The sequence below is a fragment of the Comamonas flocculans genome, assembly GCF_007954405.1.
Lineage (GTDB): Bacteria > Pseudomonadota > Gammaproteobacteria > Burkholderiales > Burkholderiaceae_C > Comamonas_C > Comamonas_C flocculans.
On the sequence record NZ_CP042344.1, the window covers coordinates 2,351,673 to 2,372,322 of the forward strand.

17 protein-coding genes are annotated in these 20,650 nt (G+C 67.5%); 12 read left to right on the forward strand and 5 right to left on the reverse strand.

Translation table 11 applies throughout. From position 1 onward, the window contains the following. The first annotated feature begins 12 nt into the window (after window positions 1-12). From FOZ74_RS11275 to FOZ74_RS11285, 3 genes are read left to right on the forward strand one after another with little or no spacing between them, the layout of a single operon-like run. The gene (locus FOZ74_RS11275) at window positions 13-753 is read left to right on the forward strand and encodes an N-6 DNA methylase (RefSeq protein ID WP_146913156.1); all 741 of its coding nucleotides are present in this window, start codon (window positions 13-15) and stop codon (window positions 751-753) included. A 53-nt stretch (window positions 754-806) separates the two neighbouring features. Beyond that, on the forward strand, window positions 807-2,114 hold the full coding sequence (locus tag FOZ74_RS11280) for a TIGR03862 family flavoprotein (RefSeq protein ID WP_186764697.1): 1,308 nt from the start codon (window positions 807-809) through the stop codon (window positions 2,112-2,114). A 46-nt stretch (window positions 2,115-2,160) separates the two neighbouring features. Continuing rightward, on the forward strand, window positions 2,161-3,147 hold the full coding sequence (locus FOZ74_RS11285; protein ID WP_146913158.1) for a chemotaxis protein: 987 nt from the start codon (window positions 2,161-2,163) through the stop codon (window positions 3,145-3,147). A gap of 18 nt (window positions 3,148-3,165) precedes the next feature. Here the strand turns inward: FOZ74_RS11285 and fabI are convergent, their stop codons facing one another. Then, the gene (fabI, locus tag FOZ74_RS11290) at window positions 3,166-3,966 is read right to left on the reverse strand and encodes an enoyl-ACP reductase FabI (RefSeq protein WP_146913159.1); all 801 of its coding nucleotides are present in this window, start codon (window positions 3,964-3,966) and stop codon (window positions 3,166-3,168) included. Between the two features lie 44 nt (window positions 3,967-4,010). Between fabI and FOZ74_RS11295 the strand changes: the two genes are divergently transcribed. Further along, window positions 4,011-5,810: an extracellular solute-binding protein gene (locus tag FOZ74_RS11295; RefSeq protein WP_146913160.1), complete on the forward strand. Its 1,800-nt coding sequence runs from the start codon at window positions 4,011-4,013 to the stop codon at window positions 5,808-5,810. Between the two features lie 83 nt (window positions 5,811-5,893). Here the strand turns inward: FOZ74_RS11295 and FOZ74_RS11300 are convergent, their stop codons facing one another. Then, window positions 5,894-7,066 (reverse strand): diguanylate cyclase domain-containing protein, encoded by a 1,173-nt coding sequence (locus FOZ74_RS11300; RefSeq protein WP_146913161.1) that lies wholly within the window; start codon window positions 7,064-7,066, stop codon window positions 5,894-5,896. Beyond that, window positions 7,063-7,959 carry an amino acid ABC transporter substrate-binding protein gene (locus FOZ74_RS11305; protein ID WP_186764585.1) on the reverse strand — a complete coding sequence of 299 codons (897 nt, stop codon included), beginning with the start codon at window positions 7,957-7,959 and terminating at the stop codon, window positions 7,063-7,065. Before FOZ74_RS11305 ends, FOZ74_RS11300 begins: the two co-directional genes overlap by 4 nt. Window positions 7,960-8,080: 121 nt before the next feature. Between FOZ74_RS11305 and FOZ74_RS11310 the strand changes: the two genes are divergently transcribed. The 5 genes from FOZ74_RS11310 to FOZ74_RS11330 all read left to right on the forward strand — a co-directional run bounded on the left by FOZ74_RS11310 (window position 8,081) and on the right by FOZ74_RS11330 (window position 12,599). Then, window positions 8,081-9,118, forward strand: a complete 1,038-nt coding sequence (locus FOZ74_RS11310) for a microcin C ABC transporter permease YejB (RefSeq protein WP_146913162.1) — start codon at window positions 8,081-8,083, stop codon at window positions 9,116-9,118. Window positions 9,119-9,200: 82 nt separating this feature from the next. Continuing rightward, complete coding sequence (locus FOZ74_RS11315) at window positions 9,201-9,524, forward strand: hypothetical protein (RefSeq protein ID WP_146913163.1); 324 nt, start codon at window positions 9,201-9,203, stop codon at window positions 9,522-9,524. Beyond that, complete coding sequence (locus tag FOZ74_RS11320) at window positions 9,521-10,030, forward strand: type II toxin-antitoxin system VapC family toxin (protein ID WP_146913164.1); 510 nt, start codon at window positions 9,521-9,523, stop codon at window positions 10,028-10,030. Before FOZ74_RS11315 ends, FOZ74_RS11320 begins: the two co-directional genes overlap by 4 nt. Further along, the gene (locus FOZ74_RS11325; protein WP_146913165.1) at window positions 9,943-10,986 is read left to right on the forward strand and encodes an ABC transporter permease; all 1,044 of its coding nucleotides are present in this window, start codon (window positions 9,943-9,945) and stop codon (window positions 10,984-10,986) included. Before FOZ74_RS11320 ends, FOZ74_RS11325 begins: the two co-directional genes overlap by 88 nt. Then, window positions 10,983-12,599, forward strand: a complete 1,617-nt coding sequence (locus tag FOZ74_RS11330; RefSeq protein WP_146913166.1) for an ABC transporter ATP-binding protein — start codon at window positions 10,983-10,985, stop codon at window positions 12,597-12,599. Before FOZ74_RS11325 ends, FOZ74_RS11330 begins: the two co-directional genes overlap by 4 nt. A 10-nt stretch (window positions 12,600-12,609) precedes the next feature. Here the strand turns inward: FOZ74_RS11330 and FOZ74_RS11335 are convergent, their stop codons facing one another. Together FOZ74_RS11335 and FOZ74_RS11340 are read right to left on the reverse strand one after the other, a co-directional pair. Next, a complete protein-coding gene (locus tag FOZ74_RS11335; protein ID WP_255437579.1) occupies window positions 12,610-13,479 on the reverse strand; it encodes a universal stress protein in 870 nt (289 codons plus the stop codon). 97 nt (window positions 13,480-13,576) lie between these two features. Next, window positions 13,577-14,629 carry an AI-2E family transporter gene (locus FOZ74_RS11340; RefSeq protein WP_146913167.1) on the reverse strand — a complete coding sequence of 351 codons (1,053 nt, stop codon included), beginning with the start codon at window positions 14,627-14,629 and terminating at the stop codon, window positions 13,577-13,579. 232 nt (window positions 14,630-14,861) lie between these two features. Between FOZ74_RS11340 and FOZ74_RS11345 the strand changes: the two genes are divergently transcribed. The 3 genes from FOZ74_RS11345 to lpdA all read left to right on the forward strand — a co-directional run bounded on the left by FOZ74_RS11345 (window position 14,862) and on the right by lpdA (window position 20,587). Next, the gene (locus FOZ74_RS11345) at window positions 14,862-17,741 is read left to right on the forward strand and encodes a 2-oxoglutarate dehydrogenase E1 component (RefSeq protein WP_146913168.1); all 2,880 of its coding nucleotides are present in this window, start codon (window positions 14,862-14,864) and stop codon (window positions 17,739-17,741) included. A gap of 86 nt (window positions 17,742-17,827) precedes the next feature. After that, a complete protein-coding gene (gene odhB / locus FOZ74_RS11350) occupies window positions 17,828-19,093 on the forward strand; it encodes a 2-oxoglutarate dehydrogenase complex dihydrolipoyllysine-residue succinyltransferase (RefSeq protein ID WP_146913169.1) in 1,266 nt (421 codons plus the stop codon). A gap of 66 nt (window positions 19,094-19,159) precedes the next feature. Continuing rightward, window positions 19,160-20,587, forward strand: coding sequence for a dihydrolipoyl dehydrogenase (lpdA, locus tag FOZ74_RS11355; RefSeq protein WP_146913170.1), 1,428 nt, complete (start codon window positions 19,160-19,162; stop codon window positions 20,585-20,587). Window positions 20,588-20,650 lie beyond the last annotated feature (63 nt).

Genomic DNA, 20,650 nt, shown 5'->3' on the forward strand with positions numbered 1-20,650 from the left:
CCAAACATCCCGATGACCCTCGTCAAATCCAAACAGCGCGTCGCCGACCACGGAGAGGTCTTCACCCCGCCGTGGCTGGTGCAGGCCATGCTCGACCTGGTGAAGGGCGAGACGGAGCGCATCGACAGCCGCTTTCTGGAGCCGGCCTGCGGCAGCGGCAACTTCCTGGTGCAGATCCTGCGGCGCAAGCTCGCTGCCGTCGAACTCAAGTACGGCAGATCGGATTTCGAAAAGCGCCACTTCGCCCTGCACGGCCTGATGTGCATCTACGGCATCGAGCTGTTGCCCGACAACATCGCCGAATGCCGCGGCAACCTGCTGGAAATCTTTGCCCAATACCTGGGGCTGGACGAGGACGACGACCTCTATCGCGCGGCCAGCTTCGTGCTGACGCAAAACCTGGTGCATGGCGACGCCCTGACCATGCAAAGCGCCTGCAGGCAGCCCATCACCTTTGCCGAATGGGGCTACCTGGGCAAGGGCAAATTCCTGCGGCGCGACTTCCGGTTCGACGTGCTCACGCATTCATCGGCCTTCAGCGCCGAAGACTCGCTGTTTGCCCACCTCGGCAAGCATGAAATCTTCACCCCTGTCAGGGAGTATCCGTCGATGACCGTGGCCGAGCTGGCGCGGATGGAGGCGGTGTTTGCCTTGCGCCGCTACGAAGACGCGTCGCTGCGCTACACGGGGATCGAGAGCCACGAAGGGCTGACCCGCTACGGGCTGTATGACACGGTGGTGGCGTGCGAGTGAGCGTTTTGACGCAGACAGGAGTCGCCATCCTCGGCGCCGGCCCCGCCGGCCTGATGGCCGCCGAAGTGCTGTCGCGCGCCGGCGTGGCGGTGGATGTCTTTGACGCCATGCCCTCGGCGGGCCGCAAGTTCCTGCTGGCGGGCAAGGGCGGGCTGAACCTGACGCATTCGGAGCCGCTGGCGCCGTTCACCGGGCGCTTTCGCCAGGGCGATGGCGTTGGGGCGGCGGATGCGGTGGCGTCGTGGCTGCGCGACTTCGGGCCCGAGGCGGTGCGCGGTTGGGCGGCGGGGCTGGGCGTGCAGACCTTCGTGGGCTCGTCCGGGCGGGTGTTTCCGACGGAGATGAAGGCCGCCCCGCTGCTGCGCGCCTGGCTGCTGCGGCTGCGTCAGCCGGATGCGCCGGGTGCGGCGCCGGTGCGCTTTCACATGCGCCACCGCTGGGCGGGGTGGGCGGCGGATACTTCCGATTCAATAGCTGCTGGCGCTTGCCCAGCAAGCGCTGGAGGCGTTTTTTGCTTTGAAACACCTGCCGGCGCCGTGGCCGTGCGCCCGCGTGCCGCCGTGCTGGCGCTGGGCGGTGGCAGTTGGCCGCGCCTGGGCTCGGATGGCGCCTGGGCGCCCTGGCTGGCGCAGGCGGGGGCCGAGGTGGCGCCGCTGGTGCCGGCCAACTGCGGCTTCGACGTGGGCTGGTCCGCCCATCTGGCCGAGCGTTTTGCCGGCGTGCCCTTGAAGAACGTGGTGCTGTCCTTTGTCGATGGACAGGGCCGGCGCTTTGAGCGGCGCGGTGAATGCGTGCTGACGGCCACGGGCATGGAAGGCAGCCTGGTCTACGCGGCCAGCAGCCTGCTGCGCGACGAAATTGCGGCACACGGCCACGCCACGCTGCACCTGAATCTGCAGCCCGACCGCACGCGCGCGCAGGTGCTGGCGGCGGTGGCGCATCCGCGCGGCAGCCGCAGCCTGTCCTCGCACCTGAAGAGCCGCCTGGGACTGCAGGCGGTGCATCTCGCCTTGCTGCATGAGTGCATCGACAGCGAGGCGCTGCGCGATCCGCTGCGGCTGGCGGCGGCGCTGCAAACCCTGCCGGTCACGCTGCGCGCGCCCAGGCCGGTGGCGCAGGCCATCAGCAGCGGCGGCGGCGTGCGCTTTGCCTCGCTCACGGACGACTTGCAGCTGCGCGGCATGCCGGGCGTGTTCTGCGCCGGCGAGATGCTGGACTGGGAGGCGCCGACGGGGGGTTACCTGCTCACGGCCTGCCTGGCCAGCGGCGTGCGCGCGGCCCAGGGGGTGCTGCGGCATTTGCGCGGTGGCGAACAGGCCGGCGGCCCGTCGATGCCGCCCGGGCACGCGGGCGGCTTATAGAATGGCCGCAGCCGGCATTGCCGTTGCTCACAGAGGATGATCCACCATGGCAAAACCACAGTCCGAAGTCGATGAACGCACCAACCTCGCCGGCTCGAACAAGTTCGAGATGCTGATGTTTCGTCTGGGCAAGGACAAGGCCTTGGGCCAGTCCGAATTGTTCGGCATCAACGTCTTCAAGATCCGCGAGATCATGGCCATGCCCGCGATCACGCCCGTGGTCGGGGCGGACAGGTGCTCGCTGGGGGTGGTCAACCTGCGCGGCCAGGTGATACCGGTGTTCGACCTGCCGCACATCGTCGGCTGCACGCCCGAGACGGGGCTGAACATCCTGCTGGTGACGGAGTACGGGCGCACCACCCAGGCCTTCGCGGTGGAGTCGGTCGAGGACATCGCGCGTCTGGACTGGAAGCAGGTGATTCCCGCCGAGGCCAGCGGCAACGTCAAGTCGCTGGTGACGAGCTTCGCGCGGCTGGACGACGATGGCAGCGGCCAGCAGCGCCTGGCCCAGGTGCTGGACGTGGAAGCCATCGTGCAGATGGTCACGCCCGAAGCCGAGCGCCACACCGTTGAAGGCAAGCAACTGGGCGCCAAGGTACGCATGCAGGGCGAGGCCATCGTGCTGGCGGCCGACGATTCCTTCGTCGCCCGCGCGCTGCTGGAGCAGGAGCTCAAGGCCCTGGGCGCGTCCTACGAACTGGTCAAGTCCGGGCGCGAAGCCTGGGAGCGGCTCAACGCCCTGGCCGAGGTGGCCGAGGCCGAGAACAAGTCCATCCACGACAAGGTCGGCCTGGTGCTGACCGACCTGGAAATGCCCGAGATGGACGGCTTCACGCTCACGCGCAACATCAAGCACGACGCCCGCTTTGCCGGCGTGCCGGTGCTGATCCACTCCTCGCTCTCGGGCACGACCAACGAAGACCTGGTGCGCAAGGTGGGCGCCAATGGCTACGTGGCCAAGTTCGAGGCCACCGAGCTGGCCAATGCCATCCGCAGCGCGCTGGGCAGCAGCCCGGGCGCGGCCGGCGCCTGAAGGCGCCCGCGCGCGGCTTCAGACCTGGTCGGCCGACAGGCCCGCGGTCTGGCTGAAGCCCGCGTCCACGTAGGTGATCTCGGCGGTCATGCCGCCGGCCAGGTTGCTCAGCAGGAAGGCGGCGACGTTGCCCACGTCCTCGATCGTCACGTTGCGCCTGAGCGGCGCTGCGTCGGCCACGCGCGAGAGCAGCTTGCCGAAGTCCTTGATGCCGCTGGCCGCCAGTGTCTTGATCGGGCCGGCGGAAATGCCGTTGACGCGGATCGCGCGGCCGTCCTCGGTGCGGCCCATGGCCTCTGCCAGATAGCGCACGCTGGCTTCGAGGCTTGCCTTGGCCAGACCCATGGTGTTGTAGTTGGGGATGGAGCGCAAGGCACCGAGGTAGGTCAGGGTGAGCAGCGCGGACTGGTCGTTCAGGTGCGGCAGCGCGGCCTTGGCCATCGCGGCGAAGCTGTAGGCGCTGATGTCGTGCGCGATGCGGTAGTTCTCGCGCGTCAGGCCGTCGAAGAAGTTGCCGGCGATCGCCTCGCGCGGCGCGAAGCCGATGGAGTGCACGAAGCCGTCAAAGCGCCCCCAGACGGCGTGCAGGTCGGAAAACAGCTTTTCGATCTGGGCGTCGTCGCCCACGTCGCAGTCGAACACCAGCCTGGAATCAAAGTCGGCCGCGAATTCGGTGATGCGGTCCTTGAAGCGCTCGCCCACGTAGCTGAAGGCCAGCTCGGCCCCCTGCTGGCGGCAGGCGCGCGCGATGCCGTAGGCGATGGAGCGGTTGGACAGCACGCCGGTGATCAGCAGCTTCTTGCCAGCGAGGAAACCCATTGTTCTTCTCCTGTGTGCGGTGCGGGGTAATGCAGAATTGTCGCATGCGTGTTTTGTCCGCCGCCCTGTCCCTGACGCTGTGCCTGCTGGCGCTGCCCGCGCGCGCCGACTACGCCTACGCGATGTGGGGCGATGTGAAAGAGCCGGCCAATTTCACCCACTTCCCCTACGTCAATCCCGACGCGCCCAAGGGCGGCGAGCTGCGTCTGGTGAGCAATTCGCGCGCCTCCACCTTCGACAAATACAACCCCTTCACGGTCCGCGGCAACGCCCCCGCCTACCTGAGCGCGCTGATGTTCGACACGCTGCTGACCGGCTCGCTCGACGAGACCGCCACCGGCTACGGCCTGCTGGCCGAGGACGTGAGCGTGGCCCCGGACGGCCTCTCCGCCACCTTCCGCCTGCGGCCCGAGGCGCGCTTTCACGACGGCAAGCCGGTGACGGCCGAGGACGTGAAGCACAGCTACGACACGCTGGTGGGCCCCCACGTCTCGCCGGGCTACAAGACCATGCTCTGGGAAGTGGCGGGCTGTGACGTGATCGACGAGCGCACCGTGCGCTTTCGCTTCAAGGCGCCCAACCGCGAGCTGCCGCTGACCGTCGGCGGCCTGCCCATCTTCAGCCGCGACTGGGGCGCGGGCAAGCCCTTCGACCAGGTGGTGATGGACACGCCCATGGGTAGCGGCCCCTACCGGATCGGCCCGGTGAATTTCGGCAAGGACATCACCTACGTGCTCGACCCCGACTACTGGGCGCGCGACCTGCCGGTGCGAAAGGGCACGGCCAACTTCGGCCGCATCGAGGTCAAGATCTACAAGGACAACACCGCGCGGCTGGAGGCGCTCAAGGCGGGCGAATTCGACCTGATGCGCTTCTTCAGCGCGGGCGACTGGGCGCGGCGGGTGAACGGCAGACGCTTTGACACCGGCGAGCTGGTGAAGGCGGAGTTCGCCAACAAGCTGCCCGCGGGTTTTCAGAGCTACGTGCTCAATACCCGCCGTCCGCTGCTCAAGGACCGGCGCGTGCGCCAGGCGCTGGGACTGGCCTTCGACTACGAATGGATGAACCGCCACCTGTTCTACGGTGCCTACCAGCGCGTGCACGGCTTGTTCGGCAATACGCGCTGCGAGACGCACGGCGCGCCGACGGCGGCCGAGCGCGCGCTGCTGGCGCCCTGGCGCGACCGCTTGCCTGCCGCTGCCTTCGGCCCCATGGTGGAGCCCCCGGTCACGCCCGATGCGATGGCGCTGCGCGAGCACCTGCGCCAGGCGCAAAAGCTGTTGAGCGAGGCGGGATGGGAGGTGAGGGACGGCGTGCTGCAAGACGCCCAGGGCCAGCCCTTCGTGCTCGAATACATGGACAGCAGCGAGGGCGGCATGCGCACCATCTTCTCGTGGCAGCGCAACCTGGCCAAGCTGGGCATCACGCTGAACTATCGCTCGGTCGATTTCGCGCTCTACCAGCAGCGCTTGCAGAAGTTCGATTTCGACATCACCACCATCGCCTTCCAGGGCACGAACAACCCGGGGCAGGAGTTTGCCGACCTGTTCGGCAGCGCTGCGGCCGATCAGGAGGATTCAGGCAACTTCGCCGGAGTGAAGAACCCGGCGGTGGACGCGATGATCCAGGCCATGGTGTCGGCCAAAAGCCTGGAGCAGATGCTGCCCGCCTGCCACGCGCTGGACCGCATCATTGCGGCCGAGCATTATCTGATTCCCCAGTGGTTCGCCGGCACCCACCGCATGGTGTATGACGCCTGGCGCCTGGCCAGGCCCGAGGCGGTGCCGCCTTACTCGCCCGGGGAGATGTGGGTGGTGGACACCTGGTGGTCTAAAAAACCATAGCTGCTTGCGCCCGCTGCATAAGGGATAGAGCCGTTTTTCGTTCAAATTCTAGCAGGCGCGACGGGCCCGCTCCCCGCCGGGCCTCAAGCCGGGCCTTGCCCGGACGGGGTGCCGGCTTGCTTGGCCGCATACATTGCCGCGTCGGCATGTGCCAGCAGCGCGGCGGCGCTGTGTCCATCGCGCGGAAACAGCGCCATGCCCATGCTGGCGTGTACGCGCAGCACGTGCTCATCGCACACCAGCGGGGCACGCACCGCCTCATCCACCTTGTCCAGCAGACGCTCCAGTGCTTCGGGCGCCCCCCGGTCGGGCGCGACGATGACGAATTCATCGCCGCCGAGCCGCGCCACCAGATCGGACTGACGCAGCGCCGCGCGCAGGCGCTGCGCCACGCCCTGCAGCACCGCGTCGCCGACGGCATGGCCGTAGCGGTCGTTGACGGGCTTGAACCCGTCGAGGTCCAGCAGCAGCACGTGCAGACCCGGCGCGCCCTGGTGCAGCGCATGCTCCAGGTGTTCCTCCAGCGCCCGGCGGTTGGCCAGTCCGGTGAGCGGGTCGTGGCGCGCCAGGCGCTTGAGCTCGTGCACCAGCTTGTCGTAGGCCTGCGTCACGTCGCCGAGCTCGTCGAGCCAGCGCGGCGCGGGTGCGTGCGCCGCGTGCACCGGCCGCGATGCCAGGATGGCGGCGCGAAAGCGCGCGAGGGGCTGGCCGACGGCATGCTCGAACACCCGGGCGGCGCCCACCAGCACCACGGCCAGCATGGTCAGGAAGATGCCGAGCTGCGGCACCAGGCTCTGCATGGCGGCATCGCGCGCAGACAAGGGGTGGTAGCTGATTTGCAATTGCCCCACGGTGTAGTCGCGCCCTTGTGGGTCGCGGTAGACCACGGGGCTTTCCAGGTGATCAGGCCCCGCGGGCGGCGGGCCCGCCATGGCTCGGCCGGCGTGCAGCAGGGTGTCGCTGCAGGTGTCGTGCAGGCGCACGCCATCGACTTGCGGCATGCGCGCGAGGGTGTCGATGATGCCTTGCGCGGTGGTCTTGTCGCAGTCCCATTGGGGTTGGGTCAGCGAATGGCTGAAGGCCTGCAGCGTGAGGATTCGCTGCTCCGCCGCTTGCGCAGTGCTGCTGCGGTAGCTCACCCACAGGCTGGTGCCGGCGGCCAGCGCGAAGGCCAGCACCAGCGGCCCCAGCAGGCTGCGCACGAATTGCGCATGCAGGCTGCGGCGGCGCGGCTGCCTGGGCGCGGCGGGCATCATGAGCGGGCGGGCTGCGCCAGCAGGTGGCGGTAGCGCGCCGGCACCAGCGTGTTGTCGTAGAACGGGTTGGGGATGTCGATCGGAACGCGCCCGCGCAGCACCGATGGCGGTGGGATCTTGCGGTGTTTCTGCCAGACGCGCACGAAGCTGCCATTGGCGACAATGCGGTCAAACCCTTGCTGCAGCGCATCGTGCAGCGCGGCCGTGGATGCGCCCGGGGCCAGCCACGCAAAGCGAAACCAGGGGTAGCGCATGAGGATGTGCGGATCGGTCGTGAGCTGGGGGTAGCGCCGCTGGAAATGCGCCAGGAAGTAGCTCAGCGTCTCCTCCAGCCCGAGCGGGAACAGGTCGAGGAAGCCCGCCTCCATCTGCTCGGTGAATTCGCCATTGCTCCAGGTCTTGATTTCCTTGACCGGGATGCCGGCGGCGCGGTAGATCGCCGTATCCATCCAGCCGACGTTCTGGCCCATGGTGAACTGCGCCAGATCGCCCGCGCCGCGCACCTGGGCGAGCATGTCTCGGCGCGACTGCAGCAGCAGATTGACGCGCCAGCCCAGCAGGCCGCGGTCGAGCGGTATGGGGATCATGCGCAGCTTGCCCTCGCGCACCAGCTCCAGCCTTTTGGGGGTGGCGGGCATCATGTCCAGATGCGTGAGGCCGCTGCTGATCTGGTGCACGTTGCGCTGTTCGTTGCCCAGCGGTGCGTCGCTGAACCGGGCCCGCAGGCCGGCCGCGTCCAGGGCGGCGAACACCAGCGCCCGCGCGTGGCGCAGATGGGGCTCGTTCTGCATCACGAATACGGGGGTGCTGGCGTGGGCGCAGGGCAGGATGCAGGCGCCGCCCAGGGCCAGCAAGGCGCGCCGACGCGTCGCGCAGGGGGCTGGGTCGAACATGGCGGCGATCATCCTAGCGCCCCGCGTCGATCTTGTTGCCCTTGAATTGTCAAGGATGGTCATTGCCGCGCCGCTTGAAGAGGGCGCGTGCCCGGGTGGGCGGGCGACATAATGGCCTGCCATGACCGCCTACGTCCTCAAGCGCATCCTCCTGATGCTGCCCACGCTGCTCGGGGTGCTGCTGCTCACCTTCGTGGTGATCCAGTTCGTGCCCGGCGGCCCGGTGGAGCAGTACCTGGCCGAGGCCAAGGCCGGCATGGCCGGGCATGGCGGCGGGGGCGAGGGCGCGGGCATGGCCTACCGCGGCGCGCAGGGGGTGGACAGCCAGCGCCTGGCGCAGATCAAGAAGCTCTACGGCTTTGACGAGCCGGCGCATGTGCGCTTCTTCAAGATGCTCGGGCAGTTTGCGCGCTTTGATCTCGGGCGCAGCTTCTTCCAGAACAAGGACGTGTGGCAGCTCATCAAGGAGAAGATGCCGGTCTCCGTCAGCCTGGGGCTGTGGACCTTCTTCATCAGCTACCTCGTCGCGGTGCCGCTGGGCGTGGCCAAGGCGGTGCGCGCGGGTTCGCGCTTTGACCTGGCGACGACCATCCTGATCCTCATCGGCTACGCCATCCCGGGCTTCGTGCTCGGCCTGGCGCTGCTCGTCGTCTTTGGCGGGCAGTTGCAGTGGTTTCCGCTGCGCGGCCTCACCTCCAGCAACTGGGAGACCCTGGGCTGGGGCGCGCGCATCGTCGATTACCTCTGGCACATCACGCTGCCGGTGATTGCCATGGTGGCGGGCAGCTTTGCCGTCACCGCCATGCTGACCAAGAACGCCTTCCTCGAAGAAATCCGCAAGCAGTACGTGCTCACCGCGCGCGCCAAGGGCCTCACCGAGCGGCAGGTGCTCTACAAGCACGTGTTTCGCAACGCGCTCATTCCCATCGTCACCGGCTTTCCCTCGGCCTTCATCGGCGCGTTCTTCACCGGCTCGCTGTTGATCGAAACCTTGTTCTCGCTCGACGGCCTGGGCCTGCTCAGCTACGAGAGCGTGATCCGGCGCGACTACCCCGTGGTGCTGGGCACGCTGTATCTCTTCACGCTGATCGGGCTGTTCACCAAGCTGATTTCCGACCTTTGCTACGTCTGGGTCGATCCACGGGTGAAGTTTGATTGACGGCGGCCGAGACGGCGCGACGGAACCCATGACCAGATGATTTGTCATACAATGCATGACATTCATTTCAAGGAGCCTCGCCATGCGCGTCAACGCACGTTTTGAAGGCGACGCCGAGCAGCAGCTCAACTACCTGGCCGAGGCCACTGGCCTGGGGGTGAGCGAGGTGCTGCGCACCAGCGTGCAGCACTACTACGAGCAGTTGCGCGCGCAGCGCGGTGGGCTGACGCATTTCGCCACCTTCATCGGCAAGGGTCGCAGCGGCCGCAGCGATGTGGCTGGCAGCTACAAGGCACGCCTGGCCGAGGGCTGGGCAGCCAAGCACCAGGGCCACGCGCCAGCGGTGCATGAGCCCGCACCGCCCCATGCTGCCGGTGCCACCCCCCCAAAAAAGGGTGACGCGTGATCCTTGCCGACGCCGGTTTTTTCTACGCCTTGGCGGACGCGGATGACGCCTGGCACGCGCGCGCCGTACGGGCGCTGCCCACGCAGGAAGAGGGCTGGATCACCACCTGGCCGGTGCTGACCGAAGCTACGCATCTGATCCAGCACTGGATAGGCGTGGATGCCGCGCACGCCCTGCTGGGCGACGTGGCCGCGGGTGGCATTGCCGTCTGGCAGTGGGAAGCAGCGCAAACCGAGCGGCTGGCGCACCTGATGCAGCGCTACGCCAAGCTGCCCATGGACCTGGCCGACGGCTCCCTGGTGCTGCTGGCCGAGCACCTGGGGCATGGGCGCATCCTGACGACCGATGAGCGCGACTTTGGCGCCTACCGTTTCAAGAGCCATGCGCCGTTTCAGAACCTGCTGGCCGGGGGGGGGGCATGGCTGAAGCACTGGCAGACAGCCTCTCCCCCGCCCGCCGCGCGTGGCAGCGCTTCAAGCGCAACCGGCTGGGCTACTGGAGCCTGATCCTGTTCTGTGCGCTGACCTTGCTGAGCCTGGGGGCCGAGCTGGTCAGCAATGACCGCCCCCTGCTGGTGCGCTACGAGGGGCAGTTCTATCTGCCCATGCTGCACGACTACCCCGAGACCACGTTTGGCGGCGACTTCGCCACGCCCACCGATTACCTGGACCCCTACGTGCGCCAAAAACTGTCGGCGGATGGCAACTGGGCGATCTACACCCTGAACCCCTCCGGTGCGGGCACGCTGAACTACTTTGCCGATGCGCCTTTCCCCTCCGGCCCCTCGCGCCAGAACTGGCTGGGCACGGACGACCGCGGACGCGACCTGCTGGCGCAGCTCATCTACGGCTTTCGCGTGAGCGTGCTGTTTGGCCTGGCGCTCACGGCCGTGGGTGTGGTGCTGGGCATCCTGGCCGGTGCCATCCAGGGCTTTTTCGGCGGCAAGATCGATCTGGCCTTCCAGCGCTTCATCGAAATCTGGGGCTCCATGCCCGAGCTCTACCTGCTCATCATCTTCAGCGCCATCTTCGCGCCCAGCATCGCGCTGCTGCTGGTGCTGCTTTCGCTCTTTGGCTGGATGGGCCTGTCGGACTACGTGCGCGCCGAATTCCTGCGCAACCGCCAGCTCGATTACGTCAAGGCGGCGCGTGCGCTCGGCGTTTCCAACGGGCAGATCATGTGGCGCCACATCCTGCCCAACTCCATGGTGCCGGTGGTTACCTTCCTGCCGTTTCGCATGAGCGCGGCCATCCTGGCGCTGACCTCGCTGGACTTCCTCGGCCTGGGCGTGCCACCCGGCACGCCCAGCCTGGGCGAGTTGCTCAGCCAGGGCAAGAACAACATCGACGCCTGGTGGATCTCCATCTTCACCTTCGCCGTGCTCGTGCTCACGTTGCTGCTGCTCACCTTCATGGGCGACGCGCTGCGCGACGCGCTCGACCCGCGAAAGGCCGACGCATGAATGCCGCCGCTCCTCTGCTGGCTGTGCGCGATCTGCGCGTGGCCTTCGGTGCCAAGGAGGTGGTGCACGGCATCGATTTCGACATCGACGCGGGCGAGAAATTCGCGCTGGTGGGTGAGTCGGGTTCGGGCAAGACGGTGAGTGCGCTCGCCTTGCTGCGCTTGGCGTCTGAGGCAAAAATCGCCGGCCAAGCCATGCTGGGCGGGCGCAACCTGCTTCAACTATCAGAGCGTGAACTGCGCGGCGTGCGCGGCAGCGAGGTCGCGATGATCTTTCAGGAGCCCATGACCGCGCTCAACCCCCTGATGCCCGTGGGCGCACAGGTGGCCGAGGTTTTGGTACTCAAACAGGCGCTAAGCCGCACCCAGTCTGCGCAAGCAGCTATTGAATTGCTGGCAGCTACGGGCATCCCCGAGCCCGAGCGCCGCGCCGCCAGCTACCCGCACCAGCTCTCCGGCGGCCAGCGCCAGCGCGCGATGATTGCGATGGCGCTGGCCAGTCGCCCCCAACTGCTGCTGGCCGACGAGCCCACCACTGCGCTGGACGTGACGCTGCGCGGGCAGATTCTCGATCTGCTGTCCGACCTGCAGCGCCAGACCGGCATGGCGGTGCTGCTCATCACGCACGACCTCTTGATGGTGCGCCGCTTCGCCGACCGCGTGGCCGTGATGGAGCAGGGCCACCTGGTCGAGCAAGGGCCGACGGCACAAATTTTTGACGCGCCCGAGCATGCCTATACCCGGCGGCTGATGGCCAGCACGCCGCGCCGGGATGTGGTGGAGGGCGCGCTGGCCAGTGATTCCCCGGTTGCCGTGCGCGCGCGTGGCCTGCGCGTGGGCTACCCCGTAACCCTGCCCGGCGTGCGCGGCTGGTTCACCAGGGGCGAGTTCCTCGCCGTCAAGGGGGCGGACTTCCAGATACCCGCAGGCCGCACGCTGGGCGTGGTGGGCGAATCGGGTTCGGGCAAATCCACTCTGGCACAGGCGCTGCTCGGGCTGCTGCCCAGCACCGGCGAACTGGCCCTGGCCGACCAGCATTGGCGCCAGCCGGCGCAGCACAACAGCGCGCACAACCAGGCGCTGCGCCGGCGCGTGCAGGTGGTGTTCCAGGATCCGTTTTCATCGCTATCGCCGCGCATGACGGTGCTGGAGATCGTCGGCGAAGGGCTGAAAGTCCACGCCCCCGAGCTCGCTGAATCCGGGCGCCGCAGCCGCGTGCTGGCCATGCTGGCGGAAGTGGGCCTGACCGAGGCGCAATTCCCCGGGCTGCTCGCGCGCTATCCGCATGAATTCTCCGGCGGCCAGCGCCAGCGCCTGGCGGTGGCGCGCGCGCTCATCGTCGGCCCCCAGGTGCTGGTGCTGGACGAGCCCACCAGCGCGCTGGACGTCACCATCCAGCAGCAGGTGCTGGCCCTGCTGGCGCGCCTGCAGAAGGAAAAGGACCTGGCCTACCTGCTCATCACCCACGACGTGGCCGTGGTGCGTGCGATGGCGCATCAGGTGCTGGTGATGAAAGACGGCGAAGTGGTGGAGTCCGGCCCCTGGGATCAGGTGCTCAACCACCCGCGCGAGCCCTATACCCGGCGGCTGGTGGCGGCCGCCGCGCTGCCCTGAAGGCCGGGCTTTACCGCAGCACCAACACCGGTACGCTGCACAGGCGCAGCAGCGCCGTCGTCGTGCTGCCCACGATGAGCTGGCGGATGCGTGAATGGCCGTAGGCACCGAGCACCAGCAGCGAGGGGCCGAGCCCTTCCATCAGCGGCGGAATCACCTCCTCGGGCAGGCCGGGCAGGGTGCGCGTGGTGACCGTGAAACCCGCATCGGCGAGCTGGGTCTGCGCCGCGCGCAGGCGCTCCTGCAGGCGCGCGGGGCATTCGCCCACCATCACCAGCTCAGCCGGCATGCCGCGCAACAGCGGGCTGCCCGCCACGCGCTCCACGGCGCGGTCGGCCGTGGCGCTGCCGTCGTAGGCCACCACGAAATGCTGCGGCGCGGCAAACGGCACCGCGTCCATCACCATCACCGGCTGGCGCAGGTTACGCACCGCCGTCTCCACCCGGTGGTCCAGGCGCAGCTTGCGCACCGTGGGCGGGCGCCGGTTGCTGCCCAGCACGAAGAGGCGCGCCGTGGGCTCCTGCGTGAGCAGCACCTCGGTCAGGTCGCCCTGGCGCAGCAGCGTCTGCACCTCGGGCACGGTGTCGCGGCAGACGCTGGAGCGCGCCTCGTCCAGCATGCGCTGCGCCGCTTCCTGCGCCACCTTGGCGCGCTCCTCGTCCAGGTCGGACAGGCGCTGCAGCAGCAGGTCCTGCGCGCCCATGCCCAGCACGCCGCTGTAGTCGCCCACGGCCGCCATCGGCTCGGGGTGTTCCAGCGTGTGCAGCAGCGTGAGCGGCGCAGCCAGGCGCTGCGCGGCCCAGCAGGCGCCTTCGACCACGGCGGAGGTGGTGTTCAGGCCATCGAGGCAGGCATAGACGGTGTCGGGCATCTGGGACATGGCAGCTTGGCGGTGGGCAAGGGCAAAGACCTGTCAAGTGTGGCAGCGCCCGCGCGATGCGCAACCGGGACATTCCCGGTTGTCGGCGCGCGGCGTCTCAGCGCGTGCGCACGGGCGGCGAATACAGGTCCCAGGTGGCGATGAACAGGGCCGCAACCACCGGTCCGATGACAAAGCCGGTCAGGCCGAACAGCGCCATGCCGCCGAGCGTGGAGATCAGCACCACGTAATCGGGCATCTTGGTGTCCTTGCCCACCAGCAGTGGGCGCAGCAGGTTGTCCACCACGCCGATCACGCCTATGCCGTACAGCGCCAGCGTGATGCCCTGCCAGGTGGCGCCGGTGGCCAGAAAGTACAGTGCCACCGGCCCCCAGATCAGGCTCGCGCCCACGGCCGGCAGCAGCGAGAGGAAGGCCATGATCACGCCCCAGAGCACCGGCCCCTGGATGTCCAGGATCCAGAAGATCAGCCCGCCCAGCGCGCCCTGGGTGGCTGCCACCGCGACATTGCCCTTGACGGTGGCGCGGATCACGGTGATGAACTTGGTGGCCAGTTCGCGCTTGTGCGCCTCGTCCAGCGGCACGGCGTTGCGGATGCGCACACCGAGCTGCGGCCCGTCGCGCAGCAGGAAGAACAGCAGGTAGAGCATGACGCCAAAGTTGACGATGAACTGCAGCGTGTTGGAGCCGACGTTCACCGCCTGGTTGGCCAGGAACTGACTGGCCTGTGCGCCAAAGCTCGCCAGCCGCGCCTGCAGCTCGGCCAGGCTGCCCAGACGCAGGCTTTCGAGCAGGTTGAGCAGCCACGCGGGCAGCGCGCTCCAGATCTGCTGGGCATAGGCGCCGAAGTCGATCTGTCCCGAGCGCACGCGCTGGTAGACTGCGCCCGCTTCCTGCACCACGGACGCGCCGATCGCGAAGATCGGCAGGATCACGATCAGCAGGCACAGGCCGAGCGTGAACAGCGCGGCCAGCGTCGGGCGGCGCGGCATGCGTGTCAGCAGGCGCCGGTGGAAGGGGGCGAACAAGATGGCCAGCACCACACCCCAGAAGATGGCGCCATGCAGCGGCGCCAGCACCGCGCCAAAGGCCAGGGTGACGGCGAACAGCAGGAGCAGCAGGGCGCGATTGCGGGTCGTGGGCTGGTGCATGGCGGGCGGGCTGTGAAGGGTGGGCGCGTGGCGCGAACGCGCAACTCTAAACCTTTGGCGCGGCGAGCGCGGTGGCGCGCCGCCGCCGCCCGGCGGACGATCGGTGGCACAATACCCTTCGCACATCAGGCCCTTCCCCAGCCACAGTCGCATCCGCCATCCGGTACAGCCGTGTCGCGGAAGGTTTTCAACCAGCTCGTGTTTCCTTCAGGGAAACAAAAGTCAGCGCGAAATGAGTGAACCAGCATCGATCTACCAGGCCTTCCAGGCCAACACGTATCTTTTCGGCGGCAATGCGCCCTATGTCGAAGAGCTCTACGAAAGCTATCTCACCAACCCCGGCAGCATCCCCGATTCCTGGCGCGAGTACTTCGACGCGCTGCAGCACGTGCCTGCGGTGGACGGCAGCGACGCGCGCGACGTGCCGCACCAGCCGGTCATCGACGCCTTTGCCGAGCGCGCCAAGCAGGGCGGCACCCAGGTGGTGGTGGCCTTCGGCGCCGACTCCGACCTGGGGCGCAAGCGCACCGCGGTCCAGCAGCTGATCGCGGCCTACCGCAACGTGGGCGTGGCCTGGGCCGACCTCGATCCGCTCAAGCGCCAGGAGCGCCCTGACATCCCCGAGCTCGAACCTTCCTTCTACGGCTTCACCGATGCCGACCAGGAGACGGTGTTCAACGTGGGCAACACCTTCTTCGGCAAGGAGAGCATGTCGCTGCGCGAGCTGCTCAATGCCTTGCGCGAAACCTATTGCGGCACGCTCGGCGCCGAATTCATGTACGCGAGCGACCAGCACCACAAGCGCTGGTGGCAGCAAAAGCTCGAGAGCACGCGCAGCAAGCCGGCGTATGACGCGGCCAAGAAGAAGCGCATCCTGGAGCGCCTCACGGCCGCCGAAGGGCTGGAGCGCTTCCTGCACACCAAGTACGTCGGGCAAAAGCGGTTTTCGCTCGAAGGCGGCGAGAGCTTCATCGCGGCCATCGACCACCTGATCCAGTCCGCCGGCCAGAAGGGCGTGCAGGAGATCGTCATCGGCATGGCCCACCGCGGGCGCCTGAACGTGCTGGTCAACACCCTGGGCAAGATGCCCAAGGACTTGTTCGCCGAATTCGAGCACACCGCGCCCGAAGACCTGCCGGCCGGCGACGTGAAATACCACCAGGGCTTTTCTTCGGACGTGTCCACCGTGGGCGGGCCGGTGCACCTGAGCCTGGCCTTCAACCCCTCGCACCTGGAGATCGTCAATCCGGTGGTCGAGGGCTCGGTGCGCTCGCGCATGGACCGCCGCGGCGATCCCAAGGGCAAGCAGGTGCTGCCGGTGCTGGTGCATGGCGATGCGGCCATTGCCGGCCAGGGCGTGAACCAGGAAACGCTGGCGCTGTCCGAAACCCGCGGCTTCACCACCGGCGGCACGGTGCACATTGTCATCAACAACCAGATCGGCTTCACCACCAGCGATCCGCGCGACAGCCGCTCCACCACCTACAGCACCGACATCATGAAGATGATCGATTCGCCGGTGCTGCACGTGAATGGCGACGACCCCGAGGCGGTGTGCCTGGCGATCGAGCTGGCGCTGGAATACCGCATGGAGTTTTCCAAGGACGTGGCGGTAGACATCGTCTGCTACCGCAAGCTGGGCCACAACGAGCAGGACACGCCCATGCTCACCCAACCGCTGATGTACAAGAAGATCGCCCAGCACCCGGGCACGCGCAAGCTCTACGCCGACAAGCTGGCGGTGCAGGGCCTGGGCGAGGGCCTGGGCGACGAGATGGTCAAGGCCTACCGCGCGGCGATGGACGACGGCAAGCACACCGTGGACCCGGTGCTGACCGACTTCAAGAGCAAGTACGCGGTGGACTGGAGCCCCTTCCTGGGCAAGGCCTGGACCGACGCGGCAGACACTGCCATTCCGCTGACCGAGTGGAAGCGCCTGGCCGAGCGCATCACCACCATCCCCGACAGCGTCACGCCGCACACCCTGGTCAAGAAGGTCTATGCCGACCGCGCCGCCATGGGCCGGGGCGAACATCCGGTGGACTGGGGCATGGGCGAGCACATGGCGTTTGCCTCGCTCGTCGCCTCGGGCTACCCGATACGCCTGTCGGGCGAGGACAGCGGGCGCGGCACCTTCAGCCACCGCCATGCGGTCGTCCACGACCAGAAGCGCGAGAAGTGGGACGAAGGCAGCTACATCCCGCTGCAGAACGTGGCCGAGAACCAGGCGCCGTTCACCGTCATCGATTCCATCCTGTCGGAAGAGGCGGTGCTGGCCTTCGAATACGGCTACGCCTCCAACGACCCCAACACCCTGGTGATCTGGGAGGCGCAGTTCGGCGATTTCGCCAACGGCGCGCAGGTGGTGATCGACCAGTTCATCGCCTCGGGCGAAGTGAAGTGGGGGCGCGTCAACGGCATGGCGCTGATGCTGCCGCACGGCTACGAAGGCCAGGGGCCCGAGCACTCTTCGGCGCGCCTGGAGCGCTTCATGCAGCTGGCGGCCGACACCAACATGCAGGTGGTGCAGCCGACCACGGCCAGCCAGATCTTCCACGTGCTGCGCCGCCAGATGATCCGCCCGATCAGGAAGCCGCTGATCATCATGACGCCCAAGAGCCTGCTGCGCGCCAAGGACGCCAGCTCGCCGATCTCCGAATTCACCGGCGGGGGCTTCCAGACGGTGCTCACCGAGCGCGACGAGGCGGTGGTCAAGAACGCCGCCAAGGTCAAGCGCGTCATCGCCTGCTCGGGCAAGGTCTATTACGACCTGGTGAAGAAGCGCGAGGAAAAGGGCGCCCAGGACGTGGCCATCATCCGCGTCGAGCAGCTCTACCCCTTCCCGCACAAGGCCTTTGCCGCCGAGCTCAAGCGCTTTTCCAAGGCCACCGACCTCGTCTGGTGCCAGGACGAGCCGCAGAACCAGGGCGCGTGGTTCTTCATCCAGCACAACATCCACGAGAACATGCTCGCGGGGCAGAAGCTCGGTTACGCCGGGCGCGCGGCCTCGGCCTCGCCGGCGGTGGGCTATGCCCACCTGCACGCCGAGCAGCAGAAGAACCTGGTGGAGGCCGCCTTTGCCAAGCTCAAGGGCTTCGTGCTGACCAAATGAGCCCCGGCCCGGGCGCCGTGCCCGGGCGCGCTGCGCCCCGCACGGCAGGCCAGATGCATAACGCTTATCGCTGAACGGAATCAAAAATGTCTATCGTTGAAGTCAAAGTCCCCGAACTGTCGGAATCGGTTGAAGAGGCCACGCTGCTGCAGTGGAAGAAGCAGGCCGGCGAGGCGGTCGCGCAGGACGAGATCCTGATCGAGATCGAGACCGACAAGGTGGTGCTCGAAGTGCCCGCGCCCTCGGCCGGCGTGCTCAGTGAAATTCTGCAGGCCGACGGAGCCACCGTGACGGCCAGCCAGGTGATCGCCAGGATCGACACGGAGGCGGTGGCGGGCGCGCCGGCCCCCGCACCCGCCTCGGCACCGGCGGCGCCCGCCCCCGCAGCGCCCGCGCCTTCGGGCGCAGCCCCGGCGCCCGCGCCGGCGGGTGGCAGCAAGGCGGGTGTCGCCATGCCGGCGGCGGCCAAGATCCTGGCGGAAAACAAGCTCTCTGCCGCCAATGTGAGCGGCAGCGGGCGCGATGGGCGCGTGACCAAGGGCGACGCGCTGGCCGCCGTCGCCGCTGGCACCAAGGCCGCCGCCATCCCGACCGGCGTGCCCAGCAAGGCGCTGCCGCAGGTGGCCGCGCCCGTGGTGCCCGACCTGGGCGATCGCCCCGAGCAGCGCGTCGCCATGAGCCGCCTGCGCGCGCGCGTGGCCGAGCGCCTGCTGCAGTCGCAGGCCACCAACGCCATCCTGACCACCTTCAACGAGGTGAACATGGCGCCGGTGATGGAGCTGCGCAAGAAGTTTCAGGACCAGTTCACCAAGGAGCACGGCGTCAAGCTCGGCTTCATGTCCTTCTTCGTGAAGGCGGCGGTGCATGCGCTCAAGAAGTTTCCGGCGGTCAATGCATCGGTGGACGGCACCGACATCGTCTACCACGGCTACTTCGACATCGGCATCGCCGTCGGTTCGCCGCGCGGCCTGGTGGTGCCCATCCTGCGCAACGCCGACCAGATGAGCTTTGCCGACATCGAGAAGAAGATCGCCGAGTTCGGCAAGAAGGCGGCCGATGGCAAGCTCACCCTGGACGAACTCACCGGCGGCACCTTCTCGATCTCCAATGGCGGCGTGTTCGGCTCCATGCTCTCCACGCCCATCATCAACCCGCCGCAGTCGGCCATCTTGGGCGTGCATGCGACCAAGGAGCGCGCGGTGGTGGAAAACGGCCAGATCGTGATCCGCCCGATGAACTACCTGGCGCTCAGCTACGACCACCGCATCATCGACGGGCGCGAGGCGGTGCTCAGCCTGGTGGCGATGAAGGACGCGCTGGAAGACCCCTCGCGCCTGCTGTTCGATATTTGAACCGCCAGACTCAACCTGACAGCCCACCCTCGCGGTGGGTTTTCACCGTTTACCGAAGGAATGAAGATGAGCAAGTCATTTGACGTCGTCGTGATCGGCGCCGGCCCCGGCGGCTACATCGCCGCGATCCGCGCCGCGCAACTGGGCATGAACGTCGCCTGCATCGACGAATGGAAGAACGACAAGGGCGGCCCCGCGCCCGGTGGCACCTGCACCAACGTCGGCTGCATCCCGTCCAAGGCGCTGCTGCAGTCGAGCGAGCACTACGAGCAGGCGCGGCTGCACTTCGCCGAGCACGGCATCACCGCCCGGGACGTGAAGATGGATGTGGCCACGATGGTGGGGCGCAAGAACGAAGTGGTGAAGCAGAACAACGACGGCATCCTCTACCTGTTCAAGAAGAACAAGGTGACGTTCTTTCATGGCCGCGGCTCGTTCGTGAAAGCGGTCGATGGCGGCTACGAGATCAAGGTGGCGGGCAAGACCGAGGAGACCCTCGTGGCCAAGCAGGTCATCGTCGCTACCGGCTCCAGCCCGCGCGAGCTGCCGGGCGCGCCGTTTGATGAGGAGAACATCCTCTCCAACGACGGTGCGCTGCGCATTCCTGCGGTTCCCAAGCGCCTGGCGCTGATCGGTTCGGGCGTGATCGGCCTGGAGATGGGCAGTGTCTGGCGCCGCGTGGGCGCCGAGGTGACGGTGCTCGAAGCGCTGCCCACCTTCCTCGGCGCGGTGGACGAGCAGGTCGCCAGAGAGGCCAAGAAGGCTTTCGACAAGCAGGGCCTGAAGATAGCGCTGGGCGTGAAGATCAGCGAGGTCAAGAGCGGCAAGAAGGGCGTGAGCATTGCCTACGCCAACGCCAAGGGTGAGGCGCAGAAGCTCGATGTGGACAAGGTCATCGTCTCGATCGGCCGCGTGCCCAACACCCAGGGCCTGAATGCCGAGGCCGTGGGCCTGAAGCTGAGCGACCGCGGCCAGGTGGAAGTGGACGAGCTGTGCCGCACCAACCTGCCCGGCGTCTGGGCCGTGGGCGACGTGGTGCGCGGCCCGATGCTCGCGCACAAGGCCGAGGAAGAAGGCGTGGCCGTGGCCGAGCGCATGGCGGGCCAGCACGGGCACGTGAACTTCAACACCATCCCCTGGGTGATCTACACCAGCCCGGAGATCGCCTGGGTCGGCAAGACCGAGCAGCAATTGAAGGCCGAGGGCGTGAAGTACAAGGCCGGCAGCTTCCCCTTCATGGCCAACGGCCGCGCGCGCGCGCTGGGCGACACCACCGGATTCGTGAAGATGCTGGCGGACGCCGCCACCGATGAAATCCTCGGCGTGCACATCGTCGGGCCGATGGCCTCCGAGCTGATCGCCGAGGCGGCCGTGGCCATGGAATTCAAGGCCAGCAGCGAGGACATCGCGCGCATCTGCCATGCGCACCCGACGCTGGGTGAATCCATGAAGGAGGCGGCCCTGGCCGTGGACAAGCGCACGCTTAATTTCTGATTTGCAAGGAAAATATGCCTCTAGCGCTTGCTGGGCAAGCGCTGGCAGCTATCGTTTTACTTG

Excerpts from the sequence above, each read along its gene's own strand:
- fabI (WP_146913159.1), bottom strand. The coding sequence starts at position 3,966 with ATGGGTTTCCTCGCTGGCAAGAAGCTGCTGATCACCGGCGTGCTGTCC.
- FOZ74_RS11295 (WP_146913160.1), top strand. The coding sequence starts at position 4,011 with ATGCGTGTTTTGTCCGCCGCCCTGTCCCTGACGCTGTGCCTGCTGGCG.
- FOZ74_RS11325 (WP_146913165.1), top strand. The coding sequence starts at position 9,943 with ATGGCTGAAGCACTGGCAGACAGCCTCTCCCCCGCCCGCCGCGCGTGG.
- FOZ74_RS11285 (WP_146913158.1), top strand. The coding sequence starts at position 2,161 with ATGGCAAAACCACAGTCCGAAGTCGATGAACGCACCAACCTCGCCGGC.
- FOZ74_RS11275 (WP_146913156.1), top strand. The coding sequence starts at position 13 with ATGACCCTCGTCAAATCCAAACAGCGCGTCGCCGACCACGGAGAGGTC.
- FOZ74_RS11335 (WP_255437579.1), bottom strand. The coding sequence starts at position 13,479 with ATGTCCCAGATGCCCGACACCGTCTATGCCTGCCTCGATGGCCTGAAC.
- odhB (WP_146913169.1), top strand. The coding sequence starts at position 17,828 with ATGTCTATCGTTGAAGTCAAAGTCCCCGAACTGTCGGAATCGGTTGAA.
- lpdA (WP_146913170.1), top strand. The coding sequence starts at position 19,160 with ATGAGCAAGTCATTTGACGTCGTCGTGATCGGCGCCGGCCCCGGCGGC.
- FOZ74_RS11305 (WP_186764585.1), bottom strand. The coding sequence starts at position 7,959 with ATGTTCGACCCAGCCCCCTGCGCGACGCGTCGGCGCGCCTTGCTGGCC.
- FOZ74_RS11280 (WP_186764697.1), top strand. The coding sequence starts at position 807 with ATGGCCGCCGAAGTGCTGTCGCGCGCCGGCGTGGCGGTGGATGTCTTT.
- FOZ74_RS11340 (WP_146913167.1), bottom strand. The coding sequence starts at position 14,629 with ATGCACCAGCCCACGACCCGCAATCGCGCCCTGCTGCTCCTGCTGTTC.
- FOZ74_RS11330 (WP_146913166.1), top strand. The coding sequence starts at position 10,983 with ATGAATGCCGCCGCTCCTCTGCTGGCTGTGCGCGATCTGCGCGTGGCC.
- FOZ74_RS11300 (WP_146913161.1), bottom strand. The coding sequence starts at position 7,066 with ATGATGCCCGCCGCGCCCAGGCAGCCGCGCCGCCGCAGCCTGCATGCG.
- FOZ74_RS11345 (WP_146913168.1), top strand. The coding sequence starts at position 14,862 with ATGAGTGAACCAGCATCGATCTACCAGGCCTTCCAGGCCAACACGTAT.
- FOZ74_RS11310 (WP_146913162.1), top strand. The coding sequence starts at position 8,081 with ATGACCGCCTACGTCCTCAAGCGCATCCTCCTGATGCTGCCCACGCTG.
- FOZ74_RS11315 (WP_146913163.1), top strand. The coding sequence starts at position 9,201 with ATGCGCGTCAACGCACGTTTTGAAGGCGACGCCGAGCAGCAGCTCAAC.